Genomic DNA, 22,162 nt, shown 5'->3' with positions numbered 1-22,162 from the left:
AAAGGGCAACATTACTGTGCCCTTTTCTCCACCTTGATCAACGCTCAGGTAATGCGCGCTTCTCTTCTGTATTTTCGTAGATCATCAGAGGTTCTGACTCACCCTCAATTACAGAAGCATCAATAACTACCTTGCTGACACCTTCCAAAGAAGGCAAATCGAACATTGTGCCAAGCAGAACATTCTCCATAATCGTTCTCAAGCCTCGAGCCCCGGTCTTTCTCTCCATTGCCCGCTTCGCAATTGCACGCAGAGAATCTTCACGGAACTCGAGCTCAACACTCTCCATACTGAAAAGCTTCTGATACTGCTTGGTCAGCGCATTTTTTGGCTCTACCAGGATTTCGATCAGCGCCTCTTCATCCAGCTCCGTTAAAGTCGCCACCATGGGTAAGCGCCCCACAAACTCAGGAATGAGACCGTATCGAACCAAATCCTCCGCCTCAACTTCCATCAAGGTATCGGAAACAGACTTGGAGTTTTCCTTGGACTTAACTGTGGCAGAAAAGCCGATGCTACTCTTCTCACTGCGATCACTGATGATTTTTTCAAGCCCAGCAAATGCACCTCCACATATAAACAGGATATTTGAGGTGTCAACCTGCAAAAACTCCTGCTGAGGATGCTTGCGACCACCTTGAGGCGGCACCGATGCCACAGACCCCTCAATCAGCTTCAACAACGCCTGCTGAACACCCTCGCCTGAGACATCTCGGGTGATGGAAGGGTTGTCAGATTTTCGAGAAATTTTGTCGATTTCATCAATGTAGACAATGCCCATCTGGGCTTTCTCTACGTCATAGTCACACTTCTGCAACAATTTCTGGATGATATTCTCTACATCCTCACCGACATAACCGGCCTCGGTTAACGTTGTAGCATCTGCAATCGTGAAGGGAACATTAAGTAAGCGAGCCAGTGTCTGTGCAAGTAGCGTTTTACCGCTACCAGTAGGTCCAATCATCAGAATATTGCTTTTACCGAGCTCCACATCTGAAGATTTATCACTCATACGCAGTCGCTTGTAATGATTGTACACCGCCACTGCTAGCACACGCTTAGCCAGATCTTGCCCTATGACATACTCGTCTAGGGTCTGTTTGATTTCTTGGGGAGTGGGCAGCTGGTCACCGTGGTGGGCATCTTTCCCCTGATCTTGAATCTCTTCGCGGATTATGTCATTGCAAAGGTCGACGCACTCATCGCAGATATAGACTGAAGGTCCTGCAATAAGCTTACGAACCTCATGCTGACTCTTACCGCAGAAAGAGCAATAGAGCAACTTTCCATCGTCGCCTTTTTTGCGTGTATCGTCGGCCATTCGACTTCCCCGTTAAACTTTCTTCTGCAGACAAGATGAGGCCGGTGTCAGCAATTTTCAACTCCGACCTTCACACAAACTGCCTCAGACACTGCGACGAGTCAGGACGGAGTCAATCAATCCATACTCAGCTGCAGTAGGTGCATCCATAAAATTATCACGATCGGTATCACGGGCAATAGTTTCGATGTCCTTGCCACTGTGATGAGCCAAGATACGGTTCAATTTCTCACGCATCGTTAATATTTCGCGTGTATGAATCTCTATATCAGTAGCCTGCCCCTGGTAGCCACCCAAAGGCTGGTGAATCATGACACGAGCATGAGGTAACGCATAACGCTTACCCGCTGCACCACCTGCAAGGAGCAACGCCCCCATACTTGCAGCCTGCCCAATACACAGCGTACTCACGTCAGGTTTGATGAACTGCATGGTATCGTAAATGGCCATACCCGCAGTAACCACCCCACCAGGGGAGTTGATATAGAGATGGATATCTTTATCGGGATTCTCTGATTCAAGGAACAACAGTTGAGCCACAACTAAGTTGGCCATGTGATCTTCAACCGGGCCAACCAGAAAGATTACGCGCTCTTTCAGCAGTCGCGAATATATATCATATGCGCGCTCACCTCTTGCACTCTGCTCCACAACCATCGGCACCAAAGATGACGAAGGAGCTACCCCCTGACCAGCTGCTTGAGCAAGGAACGGATTCATATTGCCAGCTTCTCCCTACTGAATCTCTAGATAGAAAAAAAACGATAGCCATTACAAACATTGTTGTAACAACTATCGTTTTTTAAGTACAGCCAATACTAATTAAAAGTCTTAGGCATCAGCATTTTTGCTAGCAGCAGGCTTGATGGCCTCTTCGTAGCTAACGCTTACCTCATTGACCTTAGCTGCAGCAAGCAAGGTTTCGACAGCGACGTCTTCAACAATAACTGCTTCGATCTGACGACGTTGCTGCTTGTCATTAAGGAAGTAGGCTTTAACTTCTTCTGGCTGCTGATATGCAGCAGACATTTCCTCAACAAATGCACCAACACGCGCTTCATCAGCTTTGATTTCGTTTACACGAATCACTTCAGCCAACAGCAAACCGTTACGCACGCGCTGTTCAGCCTGATCTTTGAACAACTCGGCAGGCAGCATATTGAGATCAAACTTCTCAACATCACCACCAAACTGCTGCACTGCCTGACGACGCAAAGTATCAACCTCATCACTGATCAGGGCAGCTGGGATAGCGATGGGATTCAAACGGCAAAGGGCATCAAGAACCATAGTTTTGGTTTTGTTACGCAGAGCGTTCTTCAACTCGCGTTCCATGTTCTTGCGAATTTCAGCACGGAAGCCTTCTTCGGACTGCTCTTCAACACCAAACTTACTGAAAAACTCAGCACTAAGTTCGGGCAGAACCGGCTCAGCGACAGCAGTCACTTTCACCTTGAATATAGCAGGCTTACCCTTCAGGTTTTCTGCATGATACTCTTCAGGGAAGGCCACGCTTAACTCAACGTCATCACCAGCCTTCGCACCCAGCAAGCCAGTCTCAAAGCCAGGAATCATGGTATTTGAACCAAGAACCAGCTCGTAACCTTCAGCTTTGCCACCATCAAAGGCTTCACCATCAACAAAGCCTTCAAAGTCCATAGTCACGCGATCACCATCCTGGGATGCACGCTCTACATTATTCCAAGATGCCTGCTGCTTGCGCAGAGTTTCAATCATGGTGTCAACGTCAGCATCTGCAACTTCAGCGCTCTGCTTCTCGATTTCAGCTGCAGAGAAATCAGCCAGTGCGATTTCTGGAAAGACTTCAAAGGTAGCTACAAACTCGAAATCCTGACCTTCAATGTCAGATTTCGGTTCGATAGATGGCGTGCCTGCGGGATTCAGTTTTTCCTGAGTTACTGCCTCATAAAAACTGGTACGAATAATATCACTCAGAACATCCTGACGAATGCCTTTGCCATAACGCTGCTTGACAATTTTCGATGGGACCTTGCCCTTACGAAAACCATCAATTCGTACGTTTTTGGCTGCATCTTTCAGCTGTTTTTCAACATCAGCTTCGATACGGGCAGCTGGGATAGTAATAGTCAGGCGACGTTCCAGAGTAGAAGTCGCTTCAATTGAAACTTGCATTAATCTGCCTCACACAACTTAGCGCCAACTAAATTTTCGCTATGGCTTGTGCGCCAAGAGCAATTCTTTAACTGCCTATAATTTTCCAGCGAGCAACCAAAGACTGAATTTTGGCGGCAAACGCTAACAAAACGAAGCGCACATTCTCAATAAAGGCCAGCGCAGAGTCAAGCGCTCAATGAAACCCAAAAACAAAAAATGTTTTTAAATCAGGGAATTGGGGTGGATGATGGGGCTTGAACCCACGACCGCCGGAATCACAATCCGGAGCTCTGCCAACTGAGCTACATCCACCATAGACATCTGAAAGAATTCAGAAATAGAAGAGATATGGGGTGGACGATGGGGCTTGAACCCACGACCGCCGGAATCACAATCCGGAGCTCTGCCAACTGAGCTACGCCCACCATATCAAATAGAAAAAACACAAGATTAAGAATTGGGGTGGACGATGGGGCTTGAACCCACGACCGCCGGAATCACAATCCGGAGCTCTGCCAACTGAGCTACGCCCACCACTATACCTTAACTGGCGCGCCTGGCAGGACTCGAACCTGCAACCCTCGGCTTAGAAGGCCGATGCTCTATCCGATTGAGCTACAAGCGCGCTACCAGAGGTTTCTTTTCAATGAAAAATCACCGAAACAGCACCCCGCCAAACGAGGCCGAATAATATCACCATTCCGATTAACGTCAAGCTTTTTAATAACTTAGACCAACATCAACAAACAACCACCAGACATAAAGCTATATAACACCTTACCCTGAAAAACAAAGCCCCCTCCCATTACAACCATCTGCACTCAAGAGCCGCATCAATTGATAAAACCCGGTTTGGCTCTCCCGGCAAAGCGTGCGAAAATTGTGCCCGGTTTTATAGCGAGGAAGACCACAACCACCATGACTGCACAACTTATAGACGGCAAAGCCATTGCACGAGAGGTGCGCACCAAAGTTGCTGAAGGCGTTCGGCAGCGACTGGCAGCAGGCAAACGCAAACCTGGCTTAGCTGTAATATTGATCGGTCAAGATCCAGCATCTCACGTGTATGTAAACAGCAAACGCCAGGCATGCGAGGAGGTAGGCTTCTACTCCGAAGCTTACGACTTATCAGAGAAAACTACACAAGACGAACTGCTATCACTGATCAGCCGACTAAATAATGACAGCAACATTGACGGCATTCTGGTGCAACTCCCTCTACCCTCTCACTTAAAAGCCGACCTTATTCTCGAGCACATTCGCCCCGACAAAGACGTTGACGGTTTTCACCCATTCAACATGGGACGCCTCGCTCAACGAATGCCTTTACTGCGCCCATGCACCCCAAAAGGCATAATGACACTACTAGACCACACCAACACCCCAATCAGAGGACTGGATGCCATTGTTGTTGGTGCGTCAAATATTGTTGGCCGCCCAATGAGTCTGGAATTACTCTTGGCAGGTTGCACAGTAACGACCACACACCGCTTCACCAAAAACCTGGCAAACAAAGTAGCCCAAGCCGATTTAGTCGTTGTGGGTGTCGGCAAACCCGGACTAGTCAAAGGTGAATGGATCAAACCCGGAGCCATTGTCATCGACGTAGGGATTAATCGACTCAACAACGGCAAGCTAGTCGGCGATGTGGAGTTCGAGATTGCAGCAGAGCGCGCCAGCTGGATCACCCCTGTCCCCGGCGGCGTTGGCCCGATGACAGTCGCAACACTAATGGAAAACACGTTGCACGCTGCAGATCATCTGCACAATTAAGCCAGACCTGGGAGCCGTTGAAGCTCCCACCTTTCGGACCGAAGCCACAAATCATGAACCCATATCAAGGCCATTACCTGGAAGATCTTGCAGTTGGAATGTCAGATTGTGTTACAAAAACCATAAGCGAGTCTGACATTCTCCAGTTCGCAGACATAACCGGCGATACAAACCCAATTCACATTGACGCCGCATATGCAGCAACGACCACTTTCGGAAAACAAATTGCTCACGGCATGTTTGCAGGCGGCTTAATCTCGGCCGTTCTCGGCACTCGACTACCCGGACCAGGAGCAATTTATCTGGAGCAACACCTAGAATTCAAACTACCCATTCACATTGACGACACCATTACAGCGACAGCCACCATAGAAGAGATAGACCTACGCAGAAAAAAGGTTAAGCTCACCACCAATTGCACCGCAAACGGCAAGACAGTAGCTCAAGGCTACGCAATCGTCATGGTAAATAAACGACCCAAACCAACATCCGCATAAAAGCAAAGAGCCAGCTTTTCGCTGGCCCTTCCTAAAACACACCTCACACCAAACCTCAACTTGGCACCACTATGCCTGCATTCTAGCCTGCAATCGCTTCATTTCTTCTTCACGTGCAGACATAACCGTTTGCTGCTGTTTAAGCTGCGCACGAAGCCTCAATAACTCATCCTCACGCTCAAGCACCTGCTGGCGCAAATCCGACTCTCTGCGCATCGTCTCAGCATTAGAGCTGGACACCCGCTTACCCACTTCCTTCTGCGCACTCTCCAACTCCTGAATACGCTGCTCAAAGCGCTTGCTCTTGTTAACCTCTGTTAATAGTTGAGCATTGAGTTTACTTAGGTCTCTACTGGAGCTAGCAGACTCAAGCCGATACCCCTTTAACTCCTGCTCATAGCTTTTAAGCTGTGTTAACTGCGTTTCCGACTTAACTTCGGCCCGCGCAAGCTCCGCCTGCAATTCATGAATCTGCCGAGTAAGAGCGGAGTCTTTCTTGCTCGCATCATCTCGAAGCTGGTCGTGAGCAATACGCATCTGACCCACTTCCGCTTTATACCTAGACTGCGCCTCAACCAAACGCGCCTGTTCATCTTTCAGCCGAGACTCAAACTGAAGCCTGGACTCATCACGATTTTTGATCACACGATCCAGCTCGTGTTTTATATCCAACTCTCGCTGCTCTGCCTGGCCACGTTTCTGCAATTCAGCGTGCAGTGTTGCCTTTTGCAAAGACAGCTCGGCCTGCAACGTCTTAACCTTTTGTTCAAGCTCATCAATCCTGGAGCGCAACTGCTCGTTATGCACCTCATGCCCAACGATCTCAGTCCGCAAACGCTCAACATGCTGACTAGCATCAGATTCCTGCTGCTCCAGTTGAGCGGCCATCTGTCGACGCTCATGCTCAAGCTGAGCACTAGCCTGCCTCACCGCCTGATCCCACAACCCCTGAACTACTTGCACCACTTCCTTAGGCAGATCACTAGCAATAGGCAATCGATACTGAATTCGCTGTGGCAGCATCAACCACCACTCCTGCAGGGTAGTTTGAATTGCCGTATCATCCACATCTGCAAGCCTGGCACCAACCAACCTTAAGACAGGCTCAGTCCCTGACATAAGTAAGTCATCTGCAACTGCAAATACTTGTTCACGCACAGTTTTCGCTGACATCTACCAATCCTTAAACCTCGCAGTACCGATACGGCATTGTACACTAGGGGCTAAACCACCACACCCTTCCCTGCCCTCACCAGCACCGCAAAAACACTTGACTGAAAAAACCAGAATCGTATGATACGCGCCATCGCAAAAGCGATTCGTTATATTACTGGAAATGGTGGGCGTAGCTCAGTTGGCAGAGCTCCGGATTGTGATTCCGGCGGTCGTGGGTTCAAGCCCCATCGTCCACCCCATCCAGTACCTCACTGCACACATCTCAAAACTTCACCCAACCTCTATAAAGCAGCCGCATATTGCGGCCACTCAGAACACTTCCTTACATCATTCAACTGAAATGATTTCCGCTGAAAGCATATCAATCACTGCGTGAAGCTCAGCGTCATACTCAGCCTTAACAGATACAACCTCACCACTTATAGGATGGCGAAACGTCAACCTGGCCGCATGCAGAAAGAGTCGATTTAAACCGTACTGTTTTGCAGCTTTGTTCACCTCATCCACCCCGTACTTGTCATCACCAATGATTGGATGCCCCGCAAACTGGGAGTGAACTCGAATTTGATGCGTTCGACCTGTAATAGGCTTCGCCTCAACCAGGGTATATGAAGCAAAACGCCTCAAGACCTTAAACTCAGTCAGAGAGGGTTTACCGTCAGCGTCCACTCTCACAACTCGCTCACCAGAACGCAGTTCATTTTTCTTTAATGGTGCATTTACATGCTGATGCCGACTGGGCCAACGCCCCTGAACCAGTGCATGATACACTTTGTCTACACCGCCATCACGCAGCGCTTCATGCAGCGCTCTCAATGCAGAACGCTTCTTTGCCACCAGGATACAGCCTGAGGTATCGCGATCCAGGCGATGCACTAACTCCAGCATTTTAAGCTCGGGCCGCAGCTGACGCAGACTTTCAATTAAGCCAAGGCTAATCCCACTTCCACCATGCACCGCCAATCCAGAAGGCTTGTTAATCACCATCAACGCATCGTCTTCATACAGAATGGCGTCTTCAATTTTTCTACCTAATCCCGCAGAAACCGGAGGAGGAGCATCACGCTCAGGAAGCCTGACAGGAGGCAAGCGAAGCTCTTCACCACCGACGATTCGGTAGTCAGGCTTGACCCGCTTCCGATTTATCCGTATTTCCCCTTTGCGCATCATGCTGTAAATACGGGTTTTCGGAACCCCTTTAAGCATGGCCAGCAGAAAGTTGTCCAGGCGCTGACCTTGGTAATCAATGCTTATGGTTAACCATTGGACTTGGGCTGATGAGGGTTTCTGTTGATCGCTCATAACTGCTTGATTCAAATTGATCTGCCTATTTGATTGCGGCGGGGAAATACTGCTATATTGAGGCCGCTAACGAAGCTCAGCTCTTTAGAAGGACCAAGCCCCGATTGGGCTCCTCTACCCTGCTCTTCGTGCACTCATGATACCGTTGGGGACTGACTTTGCCTATGTGCAGCTGCCCAACAAAAGAATTAGGTCGCATCACATTATTGGTGCGAAGCAACTAACCAGCCTTCCGTTCGATGCTAGTACCACTGTTTTAGGTCAGCTTCTTAATGGAAAGCCTGGAGTAAGAGCCTTTAATACCTGTTGTCAATTGATTGACGCGTAAGCAGGGCAGAACCTGCAAGAGCAGTGCTGGGAAATGTAATTTGATGGAAGGCATACCTTCTACCAAATCCACTCAGCTAACTCCGCATCAACACCCTAAAACGACAGGCTATGGTAACGCTTATATTCCTATCCGAACGCAACTAATATCGTGTGCTCGGTAGTGGCTTTCCCTGTATTTGCAACGCGTTACTGACCGAAACGGCACCGACACTCTGAAATTGACAGCGCCAAGCCGGCCCGGAGATTGACCTCTCTGCAAGAAGAACCGGTAGTAAAAACTGGGCTGCTGTCTTGGCCGTTACACAGTGGATATTTACATCGACGCTAGGCCCTATATGGTCTGACGTTAAAAATGAAAAGAATGATGATCAACGCAACCCAGCCTGAAGAAATCCGGGTTGCTCTTGTTGACGGTCAAAGACTCTACGATCTGGACATTGAGTCCGTCTCCCGCGAACAAAAGAAAGCCAACATATATCGTGGCCGTGTTACCCGCATAGAACCCAGCCTTGAGGCAGCCTTTGTTGACTATGGCGCGGACCGCCATGGCTTCCTTCCACTAAAAGAAATTGCTCGAGAATACTTCAATAACGAAGGCAAAGGTGGCCGTGTAGCCATTCGCGAAGCGATTCGCGAAGGACAAGAAGTCATAGTTCAGATAGACAAGGAAGAAAGAGGCAACAAAGGCGCGGCACTGACGACGTTTATTAGTCTTGCAGGGCGTTACTTGGTACTAATGCCAAATAATCCCCGTGCTGGTGGCATCTCTCGTCGCATTGAGGGTGAAGAACGTCAGGCTTTAAAGGATGCTCTAGACTCAATTCAAATTCCAGGGAGTGCCGGGGTTATTGTCCGCACCGCTGGCATTGGACGCACACCTGAAGAACTGCAGAACGACCTGGACTATCTGATGCAGCTCTGGGAATCGATCCGATCTGCAGCTCTTAATCGACCTGCACCTTTCCTGATCTATCAGGAAAGCAATGTCATTATTCGGGCTATGCGTGATTATCTTCGCCAGGATATTGGCGAAGTATTGATCGATTCTGCAGAAGTGCATCAGGACGCAATGAATTTTGCTCGTCAGGTCATGCCGACATTCCAGAGCAAGATCAAACTGTACCAGGAAGACATTCCTCTATTTACACGGTTCCAGATTGAATCCCAAATCGAGACAGCCTTCCAGCGCGAAGTACGCCTCCCATCTGGCGGCTCAATTGTAATCGACCCCACAGAAGCACTGGTCTCGATCGACATCAACTCCTCTAGAGCCACCAAAGGTGGTGATATCGAGGAAACCGCTCTGCAGACCAACCTTGAGGCGGCAGATGAGATAGCCCGTCAGTTACGTCTGCGGGATATTGGCGGACTGGTAGTCATCGATTTTATTGATATGACTCCCATCAAGAATCAGCGTGAAGTGGAAAACCGCTTAAAAGATGCACTTAAGGTAGATCGTGCGCGCATCCAGATTGGACGCATCTCTCGCTTCGGTCTGCTTGAAATGTCACGTCAACGTCTTCGCCCATCGCTGGGTGAAACCACAGCAATGACATGCCCACGCTGTCACGGCCAAGGCAGCATTCGCGATGTAGGCTCGCTATCACTTTCCATCATGCGCCTGATCGAAGAAGAGGCACTGAAGGAGCGCACCGCCCAGATTCGCGCCATCGTTCCCGTGAGCGTTGCAACCTACCTGCTTAACGAAAAGCGGCCACATCTGTCACGCCTTGAGCAACGCCAAAGCATCAAGATTGTCATCGTCCCCAATCCTAATCTTGAAACACCTCACTACGAGGTTATACGTCTGCGAGACGACAATGTTGAAGCCCGCTCCACCGACGCCAGCTATGAGCTGATTGAAGAAGAGCATAGCGACGAGACTACTCCGGTAGCAGCACAGCATTCACGCGAGGAAGCAGCAGTCAAAAGCATGCCTCCGGCAGCATCGGCTCCGTTGCCAACCGTCTCCCCCCCCCCAGCAGCAATTGCACATCAGGCCCCTTCTGTAGGGCTCGGCCGCCGGTTGCTAAAAGCTTTCAGCAGCTGGTTCCAGGGAGAGACCAAAGATGAAACGGCACCGACCGTAGAGCAGCCAGCACAACCGAAACCAGAAAGCAGTGAGCGCGAAACCAGTAATCGTCGTCATGAGCGGAATGATCGTAATCGTCGAGGTCGCGACAATGAACGCCGAGACAATGGCCGTAACGATGCAGAGCGCCGCACAGACTCTGAACGCAAAGTCGACAGCGAAGATCGTGCAGCTCGTGAAGACGACAGCCGCGAGCGAAATACTCGGGACAATCGAGGTCAACGTGATCGTCGTCGCAATAGCCGCAATGAGCGTACCACTCGTGAAACTGAAGTGGATACTGAAAGCAATGAACAGTTAGTAACCCAAACCGTTACTGAGGGCTCAAATGAATCATCTGCCCCTGAGCAAGCCAGTGATGATCGTCGCCGGGGACGTCAGCGCCGTCGACGTGATCGCAGTGCGAAGCGCACCCCACTACCTGACCACCTAAAAGCTCAGGCAATCGGTGAAGAAACCGAACCCGCCCTGACAGAAGATGAAAAATCAGTTAATGAGCTCGCTATCGTCGTTGCTGCAGACGCTGTGGTAGTGGAGACCGCAAGCACAGCAGACGCACCTGACTCTACATCCGCAGACGAGGTGATGAGCACTGACGAAAGCAACGTAGCTATCTCTGCTTCAGACGCCAGCGACGACCAGGACGAACACCCCCAGCGACGTCGCCGCAACCGCGGACGCAACAACAACCGCAGAGACGACAAGTCTGCAGAAGCTGTTAGCACTGAGGTTGCCACTGACGATGCCGTGGCTGTTGCAAGTGATACTGCCGTATCACAGTCATCAGAAATAGCGCACGCCATTTCTGATGAACAAATAGCGAATCAGCCGGAGCCCACCAGTCTGCCGGACTCCACCGAGGTCAACTCTGCAGTGGCAGCAGATGCTATTGCCGTAGAAGCACCCGTTACTGACCAGTCTACGGCAACTGAGCTGGTTGTTACCGACAGCGAGAGCTATCCAGCAGCAGAGCAAGTTGAGCACAAGGAAGTAATTGCACCTGAGCAACTTACAGCCTCTGCTGAGACTGCTGAGACTGCTGAGACTGCTGAGACTGCTGAGACTGCTGAGACTGCTGAGACTGCTGAGACTGCTGAGACTGCTGAGACTGCTGAGACTGCTGAGACTGCTGAGACTGCTGAGACTGCTGAGACTGCTGAGATTGTCAGCGAGCAAGCTTCCGAAGAGCAGACTGTGCAACTGGCAGAAGAGAAGGCTGATGAAGCTCCTTTGGAGCCACAACCCTCCGAAGATGCACCAAGGCGCGTTCGCCGTGCTCATAATGACCCACGTGAAATCAAGCGCCGTCAAATGCTCGAAACTCAACAGCAGCCCGAAGTAAGTAGCCAAGACGAGTAATATACCCAACTCGTGAAAATAAAAGGGCTTGCATCTGCAAGCCCTTTTTAGTTTCACCCGTCTGCGAAACCGCAGCGGGGGTAGTGCACCTATTCATATTCACTAAACGATCCCTAAAACCCTGACCAAAGTGAACGTGACGTTATTGCAGAACCACAGGTTCCTGCTCTAACAAAACACCGTAGCGTTGCTTTACTGCCAATTGAATACGCTGCGCCAGCGCCAATAACTGCTCTCCATTGCCACCACCATGATGGACTAACACTAGCGCCTGATCCTTGTGCACCCCTACTGCTCCCTCACGCCAACCTTTGAAGCCTAGTTGATCTATCAGCCAAGCTGCAGCAAGTTTATAGCCTGGACCATCGACAAAGCCAACCAAACCCGGGTAGTCATGGCGCAACAGATCGAACTGCTCTGCTGTTATCCAAGGATTTTTAAAAAAGCTCCCCGCATTTCCTAATACATCAGGGTCTGGCAACTTTGACTGGCGAATAGCTACCACTGCTTCAGCAACCTGCTGCACCGTTGGCCGTTCAATACCCTTCTGGTCAAAATAGTCACGCAGAGCCTTATATTTGATCTGGGCATCAGCCTGCTTTGACAAGCACAACTCTACGGACACAATGATCCAGCTCTTACCAATGCTCTCTTTGAAGATGCTATGTCGGTAGGAGAAGTTGCAATCAGCTGCTTCTCGCGTGCAGAACGCTCCTGTGACAGTATCGAGATACTGCACTCGTAGTAGAACGTCCTTTAACTCCATGCCATAAGCGCCAATATTTTGCACTGGCGCAGCACCTACGGTACCTGGAATCAATGCCAAATTTTCCAAACCTGACCATCCCTGAGACAAGCTGAAGCAGACCAAAGAATGCCAGTTCTCTCCTGCCCCAACGTTTAAAGTAACGTCCGACTCATTCTCGGATAGCACCTCAACGCCTTTGATATCAATTAACAAAGTAAGACCAGGCAGGTTCTGGCACAGCACTACATTGCTACCCCCACCTAGCACACGCCATGCGAGATTGCGCTTTTGCGCAACAGCAATATCTTGCTGCAATTGGCTAGCAGAGTGCACAACAGACAGGTACTCAGCTTCTACTGAAAATCCAAAAGTATTCAACCTAAGTAAATCGGCGTTCTCTTGCCAGTGCTCAGGATAGTCACTCACTTCACTAAATCCTTAATTAAGGCATCCGCAGCCACTTCAACAAGATCAAGCACCAGCTCAAACCCAGACTCTCCATCATAGTAAGGATCAGGCACCTCCTCTATTGAATCTGGATGATAATGGAGGAACAAACCAAGTTTATGCTGCAATTGAGCGGGGCAATTCTGCTTCAAGCTACTTAGATTGGCATGATCCATAGCCAGAATTACATCAAACTCTTCAAAGTCTGATGGCATGACCTGGCGAGCTCTGAGGGGAGTTAAATCGTAGCCACGCCTGGCGGCAGCACGACAGCTCCGTCTATCAGGTGACTCACCCGTATGGTAAGCAGCCGTCCCTGCCGAATCGACCTGAAAACGCCTACCCAACCCCTGCTGGGTGATTTTCTTTGCCAGCACACCTTCTGCAGTAGGGGAACGACAGATGTTGCCAAGGCACACTAAAAGAATTTTGTACATCTCTCACCGAATAGTCAGACAGCTCAACAAACAATGGCTCTAAAGAGGCATACACAGCCTCCAGATTCAGAATTTTCAGCTATCGGCCATCGCCAAGTATCGAACGTACTCGTACCAGATCATCAGGTGTATCTACACCAGCAGGAGGAATGACCGACGCCTCAGAGACCTGAATATAGCCACCATTCCACAGTACACGTAGCTGCTCCAGCGCCTCCCATTGTTCTATCGGAGCGGGTGACCACTGGACGAACTGATTCAACAAACCAACACGGTAACTGTACAGCCCGATATGTCGAAATGCCTGCCAGCCTGACGGCGGAACATCGCTGATACCTTGAGCAAACTCATCCCGATGCCACGATACAGGCGCACGGCTAAAATAAAGCGCCTTACCATGTACATCTTTAACGAGCTTGACCACGTTGGGATTGGCGAATAACGCCATATCCTCAATCGGCTCGCACAACGTTGCCATGTCCGCCTGAGGATGCTTCAGCAGAGTCTGCGCGACCTGATCAATCAAGGTTGCAGGCAGCATCGGCTCATCCCCCTGAACGTTCACGATGACCTCGTCATCTGACAGTTTCAACTGTGACGCCACCTCCTGAATCCGATCAGTACCGGAGGGATGTGCCGCAGAAGTCATACATACTTCAGCGCCGAAGGCTCTGGCCATGCTTTCAATTCTCTCATCATCAGTAGCGATGATGACGCGCGCCGCTCCACTGGCACACGCTTTCTCCCACGTGTGCTGGACCATTGGCTTACCGGCGATATCCAGCAGGGGTTTGCCTTTCAGGCGGGTGGACGCGTAACGGGCAGGGATGACAACCAGAAACGACATAGTCTGTGAAACTCCCGAACAAATACTACCTTGCAGCAAAAAGGCCGCTTCTTTATTAACGCTGCTTTGGACGCTTCGCCCGTTCTTCTTCGGTCAAGCTACGCGCTTCTGACTCCAACATCACGGGAATACCATCACGTACCGGATAAGCGAGATTGCTGGCATAGCAAAATAGCTCCTGACGATCGGCATGCCACTCAAGCGGCGCCTTGGTAACGGGGCACACTAGCAAATCCAATAACTGCTTATCCATTCTGGATCTCCGTAAAACTAGGCATGCTGATCCTGACGGACAACACGATGATAGATATCGATTTATACAACCCACCGGGCAAGGCTAAGCCTCGACAGCAACGTGCATTGTTAACATTTGGAAAGCAGATTTCAGCGCCTTTTCAGGTTAAGGCTACGTAGCTTTTCCGCCAACGCGCTAAAAAAGCTATCTGACAGCACCGCAGTAATATCCAGATACCACAGGTTATCTACTGCAAAACCACCACACTTCACAGCATCTTTAGCTGTTACGACAACCGGCATGCCTCCACTCGGTATATCTTCTTGCTGAAAGTGATAGTGGTCAGGCTTACTGATAGAACGCGTAATTTTGATGCCTAGCGATTCCAACGTCGAAAAAAAACGTGTGGGATTACCTATTCCGGCCATCGCAATGACCTCTCGCCCACTCCATGCGTGAACATCAGAAGCCTGCCCTGTATGCACATGAACCATTTGCTGGGCACGAATATGCATTGTAAAGGAAGTCGTTACAGGTGTGCTGGCCGCATAGCCATTGACCACACAAAAATCCACTTCAGCAAGACGCTCAGGCGGCTCCCTAAGCGGCCCGACCGGCAGACAATGGCCATTCCCCAGGCCGCGATGACCGTCAACGACAGCAATTTCTATATGACGCCCTAAGCGGTAGTGCTGAAGGCCATCATCACTGAAGATCAGATCACAATCATTGTTTTCCAGCAGCCATTGCACCGCTGCTACACGATCTGGAGCAATAACCACCGGACAATCGCAAAGCTTTCGCAGCAGCGCAGGCTCATCACCCGATATAGCAGGATCAGTATCCACTTCAACCGTCAAAGGATAGACATCGGACTGGCCGCCGTACCCACGACTGACTACTCCAGGCCGATAACCTTGCTGCTTTGCCCAGGTAACCAGTGCTGTAATCAAAGGCGTCTTACCAGTACCACCAATAGATATGTTACCCACCACAACCACAGGCACCGGCGCCAACCAGGCATTAGTTTGCAGGCGTTGCCTGCGTCGACTTGCCAACCGCTTAAACAGCACTTCAAGTGGCCATAACAGGTAGCTCAGCTTGTTATTGCCGTACCAGAGGGATTCAGAACTCAAAGCCATGAGCAAACTCTCAGCATGCTTACTCACCCTCACTCGTCAGGATACGAATATGCACATAGCCCGCCTGCCCTGCTGCATCCATGGCGCGCACTACAAACTGATGGGGTGTACTGGCATCGGCACTGATCAGCAAGGGTAGAGAGGTATCTCCTTTACCTGCCACTTCGATAGCATGCTTGACCGTAACAAGCTGAGCATCTGCCAGTACCGCATCATTGACTGCTATCTGGCCGTCAGCACTGATACTGACCTCTATCGACTGCACCGGTGCTTCTTCTATAGTCGCCGAAGATGACGGCAGAGTGAGCTGCAGCGGCCTGTCCTTCTGAAAGGTGGTGGAGACCATAAAAAAGATCAGTAGCAAAAATACCACATCGATCAAAGGTGTCAGATTGATGCTCACCTCTTCCCGATTCTGACGGCGGAACTTCATACTTTGGCAAGCTCCGTAGCTTGCTCGTGCTCACGATCACCATGCAGCATTTCTACGAGCTTGATTGCCTGACCTTCCATATCGACGACCAAGGTATCGACACGGCGCTGCAGCATGCGATGTAAAAACACTGCAGGTATGGCAATGACCAGGCCGGTTACGGTAGTCAGCAAAGCCTCAGAGATACCTCCGGCCAGCAGGGCCGTGTTTCCCGTTCCCGCATGGGAAATTTCGGTAAAGACTTTGATCATCCCCAACACGGTGCCAAGTAGACCTAACAACGGTGATATAGCGGCAATGCTGCCAAGGGTACTCAGGTATCGCTCCAGTTCATGGATGACCTGACTGGCCGACTCTTCTATGCTTTCCTTCATGATGTCCCGTCCATGACGCGCATTCAGCAAACCAGCCGCCATAATCGCTCCCAGTGGACTGCTTTTACGAATTTGCTGCAATCTGGTGTTATCGAGCCGATGTTGACTGACGGCATCCCAAACTTCACTGAGAAGATGTGCCGGTGCTATGCGGGAAGGCCGCAGCGTCCACAGTCGTTCAATGCAAATTGCCAGCGCAACAACCGAACACAACAACAGAGGGACCATGGTCCACCCTCCGGCAATCAGCAAATCCAGCACTTTGTTCTCCCAGCTGAAATCAAGCGGTCAGCTTTGACCAAATATTCCCAATACCTGACGTTACCTTGGCGCCCACTGCCACCAAAGCCGAGCGTCAGTCTCTCGATAACCTGTAATGCGAAGCGGCTCATCTGCGCGGCTATCAGCAGTCACACTGCCATCGACGCCGGTATTATAGGTTGCGATGGCGCGCGATTGAAACCGACGAAGGGTTTCGACATGCGGGTGGCCAAAATGATTCCGGTAGCCTGCGGTAAAAATGGCGGCCACAGGCCGAGTCACATCCAGCATTGACTCCGACGAGCCGGTTCGGCTGCCATGATGCGAGGCCACCAGTAACGAGGCCTGTAGCTCATTGTTGGTAAGCTCCATCAGCCTTTGCTCAGCACGCTGGTCCAAATCACCCAGTAATAGTGCTGAATGATGAGTCCCCTGAACATGCAGCACACAGGAGGCACTGTTGTCATCACGCTGTGCTACGACAGGTAACTGCAACTGGCGAAAGGTTACGCCATCCCACTGCCAGGTCTTATCAACACATTGCTCAGCCTGCCAGTCGACGGACTGTAACTGACCAACAGTCCACTGTGCGGCAGGATATAAAGCATGAAGATAGACCGCACCACCACTGTGATCACGATCATCATGACTCACTAATATCCTGTCAGGCTCAAGTCCGGCACCTTGCAAATAGGGCTGTATAACACGCGGCGCAACCACGAAGTCGCCATACGCAGGGCCAGTATCATACAGCAAGGTATGACGTTTTGTTTGAAGGACAACGGCAGTACCCTGTCCAACATCCAGCGCTACTAAACGCCACTCCCCCGCTCCCAACTGCTCATATTGAGGAAAGACCAAGGGTAACCATGCCAACCAGACCCAGCGTTTACCCGGCAAAGCTTTGGCTCCAAGCAACCAGATGCTGGCAACCATGGCAACTCCTGGCCCAAGAATGGATACGTCACCTGGATGCCAGGGCAGATAAAGCGGATATGCATCGAAGAGATTTTTAAGTAACAGCCAGAGCGTCGTCAGCACATCACTCAGATAACCAGCTGTTTTCTCTACCCAATGCAAAGAAACCAGACTAGCGACAGCCAACAATAACAGCGGCGGAACCAGCAACGTGCTGACGACGGGGACGATTAACAGATTCAGCAAGGGTGAGGCAAAACTCAAAATGGCAAAGTTCGCCATTACCATGGGCAACATGAGGAAACTGAGCGCCAGCTGCACTCCCAGCCACTGCTGCCAGAATTTGTGCTGTGGCCGAGCCGGCTGCAGCAACCAGAGCAAGGTCGCTACCGCCATGGACGACAACCAAAAGTCCGCTCCCATAGGCGCACCCGGCCACAACAGTATGATCCCCGTCAGGGCATACAACAGTCGCAACCAGCCTGATACAGGTATGGCACGCCAGCCGCCGCACACCCAGACAACCAGCATAAAGAATGCACGCTGAGCCGGAAGCCCCCATCCCGACAGCGTGGCATAGGCTGCCGCCACTGCAAGCCCCATTATGTAGACCAGTGGCCATCGATTATAGAGCAACCCCAACCACTGTAACGACCGGCCCACTCCCTGCCCCAGCAATCCACCCAGTAGAAAAGCCAGCCCGATATGCAATCCACTGACGGCGACCAGATGCGCCAGTCCCGTTTGCTGCAGCAAGGACCAGTCATCATCACTCAGACCTCTCCGGTCAGCCATCAGCAAGGCTCGAATAATGGCACTGCCACTTGTATCCGGTAGCATTGCTCGCCACTGCTCGGCAAATTCATTACGCCACGCCTGCCAGCCCGCTTCCTGACCTAACAACCTGCCTTTGTCACGAGTAGTGCCGATGAAGCTCAATCCATGGGCATAGGCCCAGCGCTCAAAATCAAAGGCGCCCGAACTGGCATTACCGTGCAGTGGCTTGACTTTTACTTGATGCAGTGACCATATTTGCCCTGCAGCAACTGGTGACGACAACTCGGAAGGTAAATATAGAAGCGCACGACTGGACGTCAGCGCAGATAGTTCAGCAGACAGATCAGGAGAAGAGTGATCCTGAGAAGCAAGGCCTGCAGGACGGGAAAGTGATGCAACGACCACCTTTGCCCAGACTCGTTGACCATAGCTCGATGACTCTGGTAAATCTAGCACCACCACTTGCAAGTCTAAACGCTGCTCGAACAACCGTGGACCGGGAAATGGGTGGCACACCTGCCAGTAAAAGCTCGTCCACAATGTTCCCGTACTGACAGCAGAGAAAACCAGCAGTACCTTGAAAGCGTTGAGTTGACGAGCGAGGTACCACCTGGAAATGAAGGCCAGCATCAGCGTGACTAACAACAGCGCTATCAGCCACAGCAACGAAGGCAACACCGGCAAGGCATAAACCCCTACCGCGCCAACAACAAAACCCAACGCCATCCGGCCAGTCATCTGCCTGTCACTCATCCATGTATAATTGGCATTTCTTCCTGTAAGGCGCATAATAGCGCCGCTTGAGCCTGCCCTTCAGCGAAACAGTCCATGCCTCGTAAATTACTGAAACGCTTTATACCCCAACCTGCAGAGCTAAAGAAGCATCGTTCCCTGCGCTGGCTCGGCGAACTGCTTGATGGCCCCAATATCTGGCATTTGACCCGAGGATCAGTGTCCAGAGCATGCTTCGTGGGTATTTTCTGTGCTTTTCTACCTATGCCATTCCAGATGGTGGTAGCTGCAGTATTTTCTATTCTTTGCAGAAGTAACATGCCACTGAGCGTAGCACTGGTGTGGCTGACCAACCCCGTTACCATGCCTCCCGTCTTCTACTTCTGTTATCGCGTTGGTGCCTGGATGCTTAATATGGAGCCAGTGCACTTTTCCTTTAGCGCACTGACTTCAGGACTAGGCTCAAGCCTGAAGAATATCTGGGAACCCTTACTTGCTGGCTCCTTGACCTGCGGCATCGTCTTCGGCTGTTTATCCTATCTGCTGATGCAGGGCTTCTGGCAGTGGTCAGTGCGTCGAAACTGGGCCGCACGCATAGCCAAACGCAAGGCAGCACGGGAGCAACAGCACAGATCCTGATAATACTGAATCCAACGGGTTCAACAGGACTGTGCAATAAGATGGATAGGGCTGTGAAAGGATGGCATTGGAGAACACGCTCAACCTGGCGCCCGCCCTTCAACGTGACACCTTATTGCTCGCACCCTGTTCTGCCACATTGCTAACCAACATGGCAGAACAGGCATATGGATACTGTTGCAGTTAAGCCATACGTTCAGTGAGATGACCATCAACCAGATTGTACTGGCGGTGCAGCTTGTCAGCTAATGACAAGTCGTGAGTTACAATCACAAAAGCCGTGGCCAGGGTCCTGTTAAGTTCAAAAATCAGCTCCTGAACACTCTCTGCAGTATGCCGATCAAGGTTACCTGTCGGCTCATCCATCAGTACACAAGCTGGTTGCGTCACTAACGCACGTGCAATCGCTACTCGCTGACGCTCTCCTCCTGATAATTCAGATGGCTTGTGAGACTCCCGCTTCGCCAATCCCACCCGAGCTAACATGGCAGAGGCCCGTTGCTGCGCCTCTGATTTCTTAACACCGGCAATCAGTAACGGGATCTGCACATTCTCCTGCGCAGTAAACTCTGCTAACAGATGATGAAACTGATAAACAAAACCGAGGTGACGATTACGCCAACGACCTCTATTCGCTTCCGACAGATCAGCGAAGGATTGCCCTTTCAACAGCACCTTACCGCTGTCGGTAATATCCAACCCACCCAGCAGGTTAAGTAATGTTGACTTACCCGAACCAGAACTCCCGACAATCGCCACACTCTCACCCGGCACAATACTGAAATTGATATTGTCCAGGATCTGCAGCTTACGCTCACCTTCCTCATAGCTCTTGCTCAACCCCTGAGCAGATAACACCACTTCCTTATTACTCATAGCGCAATGCCTCCGCAGGCTGAGTTCTGGACGCACGCCAGGCTGGATAAATAGTGGCAACAAAACTCACAGCCAAAGATAGCGCACACACCGATACTACATCCTGTAGTTGCGGATCCGATGGTAAGTAGCTGATGAAGTACACATTGGGATCAAGGAACTGCACATTGAACACGCGCTGAATCCAGTTGACCAGATCCGTTACGGTGAAAGCGAGAATGACGCCTAATATGGCCCCGGATGCTGTACCCACCACACCGATGACCGAACCCTGAACCATAAAGATCTTCATGATGTCACCAGGCGTCGCTCCCAGCGTACGCAAGATGGCAATATCGGCCGTTTTGTCGGTCACTACCATGACAAGCGTCGATACAATGTTGAAAGCGGCAACGGCTACAACCAGTGACAGCAGCAACCCCATGATGGTTTTTTCCATCTTGATGGCTTGGAAAAGATTGCCCTGGGTACGGGTCCAATCGCTGACGCGATACATCCCGGGTAGTGCGGAGGCTATCTCCCTGATCCGTTGTGGTGCAGTGAACAGATCATCAAACTTGACACGAACACCGTCAACACCATCCCCAAGTTTCTTAACTTTGGCTGCATCTTCGATATTGATCAGGGCCAGATTGGCATCCAGCTGCGCACCAGTGGAGAAAGTCCCGACAACTTCAAAGCGTTTCATGCGAGGAAAGACGCCGCCCATGGTCGCCGTTGCTTCGGGCAGTATCAGCGTGACCTTGTCACCCACTCGCGCCCCAATAAACTGAGCCAGCAGATCACCGAGAATAATACCGTAGCTACCTGGCTGCAGTGCATCCAGGCTACCTTGGGTAATGTGATCTTTAATTATTGATACTTTTGGCTCCTGCTCAGGCAGGATCCCCTGCAGAAACACACCATTGGTTCGCCCCTCGAAATTCAGCATGCCTTCAGCCTGCACAAAAGGAGCTACACCCAGCACACCCGGTTTGCCAATGACCGCCTTTTCTACATCTCGCCAGTTTTGCATGACCGGATAACCCAGGATTTCACCATGTGGCACCATTCCCAGCACCCGCTCACGCATCTCCCGATCAAACCCGTTCATCACGGAAAGAACGGTAATAAGCACCATCACCCCGAGAGTGAGGCCCAGCATAGAAACCGCTGATATGAAGGATATGAAGTGATTTCTTCGCTTGGCACGGGTATACCGCAACCCTATCCAAGACGCCCAAGATTTGACCATGTGTTGCTCCTGCACCAGTGCAGGCGCTAGTCTGGGCAAAGCCCTGAGACAAGTCAATCGGGCCCGGGAGCCAGAA

19 protein-coding genes and 5 tRNA genes are annotated in these 22,162 nt (G+C 50.8%); 5 read left to right on the top strand and 19 right to left on the bottom strand.

Features of this window, described 5'->3' with window-relative positions:
* Positions 1–37: 37 nt before the first annotated feature.
* The 7 genes from clpX to QCD60_RS20635 form a co-directional block, all read right to left on the bottom strand.
* Positions 38–1,321: an ATP-dependent Clp protease ATP-binding subunit ClpX gene (gene clpX / locus QCD60_RS20665; protein WP_104157062.1), complete on the bottom strand. Its 1,284-nt coding sequence runs from the start codon at positions 1,319–1,321 to the stop codon at positions 38–40.
* 84 nt (positions 1,322–1,405) lie between these two features.
* The gene (clpP, locus tag QCD60_RS20660; protein ID WP_104157063.1) at positions 1,406–2,041 is read right to left on the bottom strand and encodes an ATP-dependent Clp endopeptidase proteolytic subunit ClpP; all 636 of its coding nucleotides are present in this window, start codon (positions 2,039–2,041) and stop codon (positions 1,406–1,408) included.
* 111 nt (positions 2,042–2,152) lie between these two features.
* Positions 2,153–3,475, bottom strand: coding sequence for a trigger factor (gene tig, locus QCD60_RS20655; RefSeq protein WP_279788106.1), 1,323 nt, complete (start codon positions 3,473–3,475; stop codon positions 2,153–2,155).
* Positions 3,476–3,693: 218 nt separating this feature from the next.
* Positions 3,694–3,769 (bottom strand) — tRNA-His (locus QCD60_RS20650).
* Positions 3,770–3,806: 37 nt separating this feature from the next.
* Positions 3,807–3,882, bottom strand: a tRNA-His gene (locus QCD60_RS20645).
* Between the two features lie 33 nt (positions 3,883–3,915).
* A tRNA-His gene (locus QCD60_RS20640) sits at positions 3,916–3,991 on the bottom strand.
* Positions 3,992–4,005: 14 nt separating this feature from the next.
* Positions 4,006–4,082 (bottom strand) — tRNA-Arg (locus tag QCD60_RS20635).
* A gap of 293 nt (positions 4,083–4,375) precedes the next feature.
* On the opposite strand from QCD60_RS20635, the gene folD reads away from it, so the two are divergent.
* Complete coding sequence (gene folD / locus QCD60_RS20630; RefSeq protein WP_279788105.1) at positions 4,376–5,230, top strand: bifunctional methylenetetrahydrofolate dehydrogenase/methenyltetrahydrofolate cyclohydrolase FolD; 855 nt, start codon at positions 4,376–4,378, stop codon at positions 5,228–5,230.
* A 53-nt stretch (positions 5,231–5,283) separates the two neighbouring features.
* Positions 5,284–5,727, top strand: coding sequence for a MaoC family dehydratase (locus tag QCD60_RS20625; RefSeq protein ID WP_279788104.1), 444 nt, complete (start codon positions 5,284–5,286; stop codon positions 5,725–5,727).
* A gap of 69 nt (positions 5,728–5,796) precedes the next feature.
* On the opposite strand, the gene QCD60_RS20620 is transcribed toward QCD60_RS20625, so the two are convergent.
* Positions 5,797–6,900 carry a DNA-binding protein gene (locus QCD60_RS20620; protein WP_279788103.1) on the bottom strand — a complete coding sequence of 368 codons (1,104 nt, stop codon included), beginning with the start codon at positions 6,898–6,900 and terminating at the stop codon, positions 5,797–5,799.
* A 166-nt stretch (positions 6,901–7,066) separates the two neighbouring features.
* Between QCD60_RS20620 and QCD60_RS20615 the strand changes: the two genes are divergently transcribed.
* Positions 7,067–7,142, top strand: a tRNA-His gene (locus tag QCD60_RS20615).
* Positions 7,143–7,230: 88 nt separating this feature from the next.
* On the opposite strand, the gene rluC is transcribed toward QCD60_RS20615, so the two are convergent.
* A complete protein-coding gene (gene rluC / locus QCD60_RS20610) occupies positions 7,231–8,205 on the bottom strand; it encodes a 23S rRNA pseudouridine(955/2504/2580) synthase RluC (protein WP_279788102.1) in 975 nt (324 codons plus the stop codon).
* A gap of 691 nt (positions 8,206–8,896) precedes the next feature.
* Between rluC and rne the strand changes: the two genes are divergently transcribed.
* Positions 8,897–11,986, top strand: a complete 3,090-nt coding sequence (gene rne, locus QCD60_RS20605) for a ribonuclease E (protein WP_279788101.1) — start codon at positions 8,897–8,899, stop codon at positions 11,984–11,986.
* Between the two features lie 142 nt (positions 11,987–12,128).
* Here rne and murB read toward each other — a convergent pair whose 3' ends face one another.
* From murB to QCD60_RS20565, 8 genes are all read right to left on the bottom strand, one after another.
* A complete protein-coding gene (gene murB, locus QCD60_RS20600; protein ID WP_279788100.1) occupies positions 12,129–13,160 on the bottom strand; it encodes a UDP-N-acetylmuramate dehydrogenase in 1,032 nt (343 codons plus the stop codon).
* Positions 13,157–13,618 carry a low molecular weight phosphotyrosine protein phosphatase gene (locus QCD60_RS20595; protein WP_279788099.1) on the bottom strand — a complete coding sequence of 154 codons (462 nt, stop codon included), beginning with the start codon at positions 13,616–13,618 and terminating at the stop codon, positions 13,157–13,159. Before QCD60_RS20595 ends, murB begins: the two co-directional genes overlap by 4 nt.
* 79 nt (positions 13,619–13,697) lie before the next feature.
* The gene (gene kdsB / locus QCD60_RS20590; protein WP_279788098.1) at positions 13,698–14,465 is read right to left on the bottom strand and encodes a 3-deoxy-manno-octulosonate cytidylyltransferase; all 768 of its coding nucleotides are present in this window, start codon (positions 14,463–14,465) and stop codon (positions 13,698–13,700) included.
* A 55-nt stretch (positions 14,466–14,520) separates the two neighbouring features.
* Positions 14,521–14,718, bottom strand: a complete 198-nt coding sequence (locus QCD60_RS20585; protein WP_104157073.1) for a Trm112 family protein — start codon at positions 14,716–14,718, stop codon at positions 14,521–14,523.
* Between the two features lie 131 nt (positions 14,719–14,849).
* On the bottom strand, positions 14,850–15,842 hold the full coding sequence (lpxK, locus tag QCD60_RS20580) for a tetraacyldisaccharide 4'-kinase (RefSeq protein WP_279788097.1): 993 nt from the start codon (positions 15,840–15,842) through the stop codon (positions 14,850–14,852).
* Positions 15,843–15,861: 19 nt separating this feature from the next.
* A complete protein-coding gene (locus QCD60_RS20575) occupies positions 15,862–16,275 on the bottom strand; it encodes a biopolymer transporter ExbD (RefSeq protein ID WP_279788096.1) in 414 nt (137 codons plus the stop codon).
* Positions 16,272–16,910 (bottom strand): MotA/TolQ/ExbB proton channel family protein, encoded by a 639-nt coding sequence (locus QCD60_RS20570; protein ID WP_279788095.1) that lies wholly within the window; start codon positions 16,908–16,910, stop codon positions 16,272–16,274. The genes QCD60_RS20575 and QCD60_RS20570 overlap by 4 nt, the downstream gene beginning before the upstream one ends.
* Positions 16,911–16,970: 60 nt before the next feature.
* Entirely contained in the window at positions 16,971–19,343 is a 2,373-nt protein-coding gene (locus QCD60_RS20565; protein ID WP_279788094.1) for a DNA internalization-related competence protein ComEC/Rec2, read from the bottom strand.
* A gap of 90 nt (positions 19,344–19,433) precedes the next feature.
* On the opposite strand from QCD60_RS20565, the gene QCD60_RS20560 reads away from it, so the two are divergent.
* Positions 19,434–19,976, top strand: coding sequence for a DUF2062 domain-containing protein (locus QCD60_RS20560; RefSeq protein ID WP_279788093.1), 543 nt, complete (start codon positions 19,434–19,436; stop codon positions 19,974–19,976).
* Positions 19,977–20,159: 183 nt separating this feature from the next.
* Here the strand turns inward: QCD60_RS20560 and lolD are convergent, their stop codons facing one another.
* On the bottom strand, positions 20,160–20,852 hold the full coding sequence (lolD, locus tag QCD60_RS20555; RefSeq protein ID WP_279788092.1) for a lipoprotein-releasing ABC transporter ATP-binding protein LolD: 693 nt from the start codon (positions 20,850–20,852) through the stop codon (positions 20,160–20,162).
* Positions 20,845–22,086, bottom strand: a complete 1,242-nt coding sequence (locus tag QCD60_RS20550) for a lipoprotein-releasing ABC transporter permease subunit (protein ID WP_279788091.1) — start codon at positions 22,084–22,086, stop codon at positions 20,845–20,847. The genes lolD and QCD60_RS20550 overlap by 8 nt, the downstream gene beginning before the upstream one ends.
* Between the last annotated feature and the right edge of the window lie 76 nt (positions 22,087–22,162).

The organism is Pokkaliibacter sp. MBI-7, from assembly GCF_029846635.1.
Classification (GTDB): Bacteria; Pseudomonadota; Gammaproteobacteria; order Pseudomonadales; family Balneatricaceae; genus Pokkaliibacter.
Note: the sequence above shows the minus strand (reverse complement) of the source record. Positions and strands in the feature narration are given on the sequence as shown.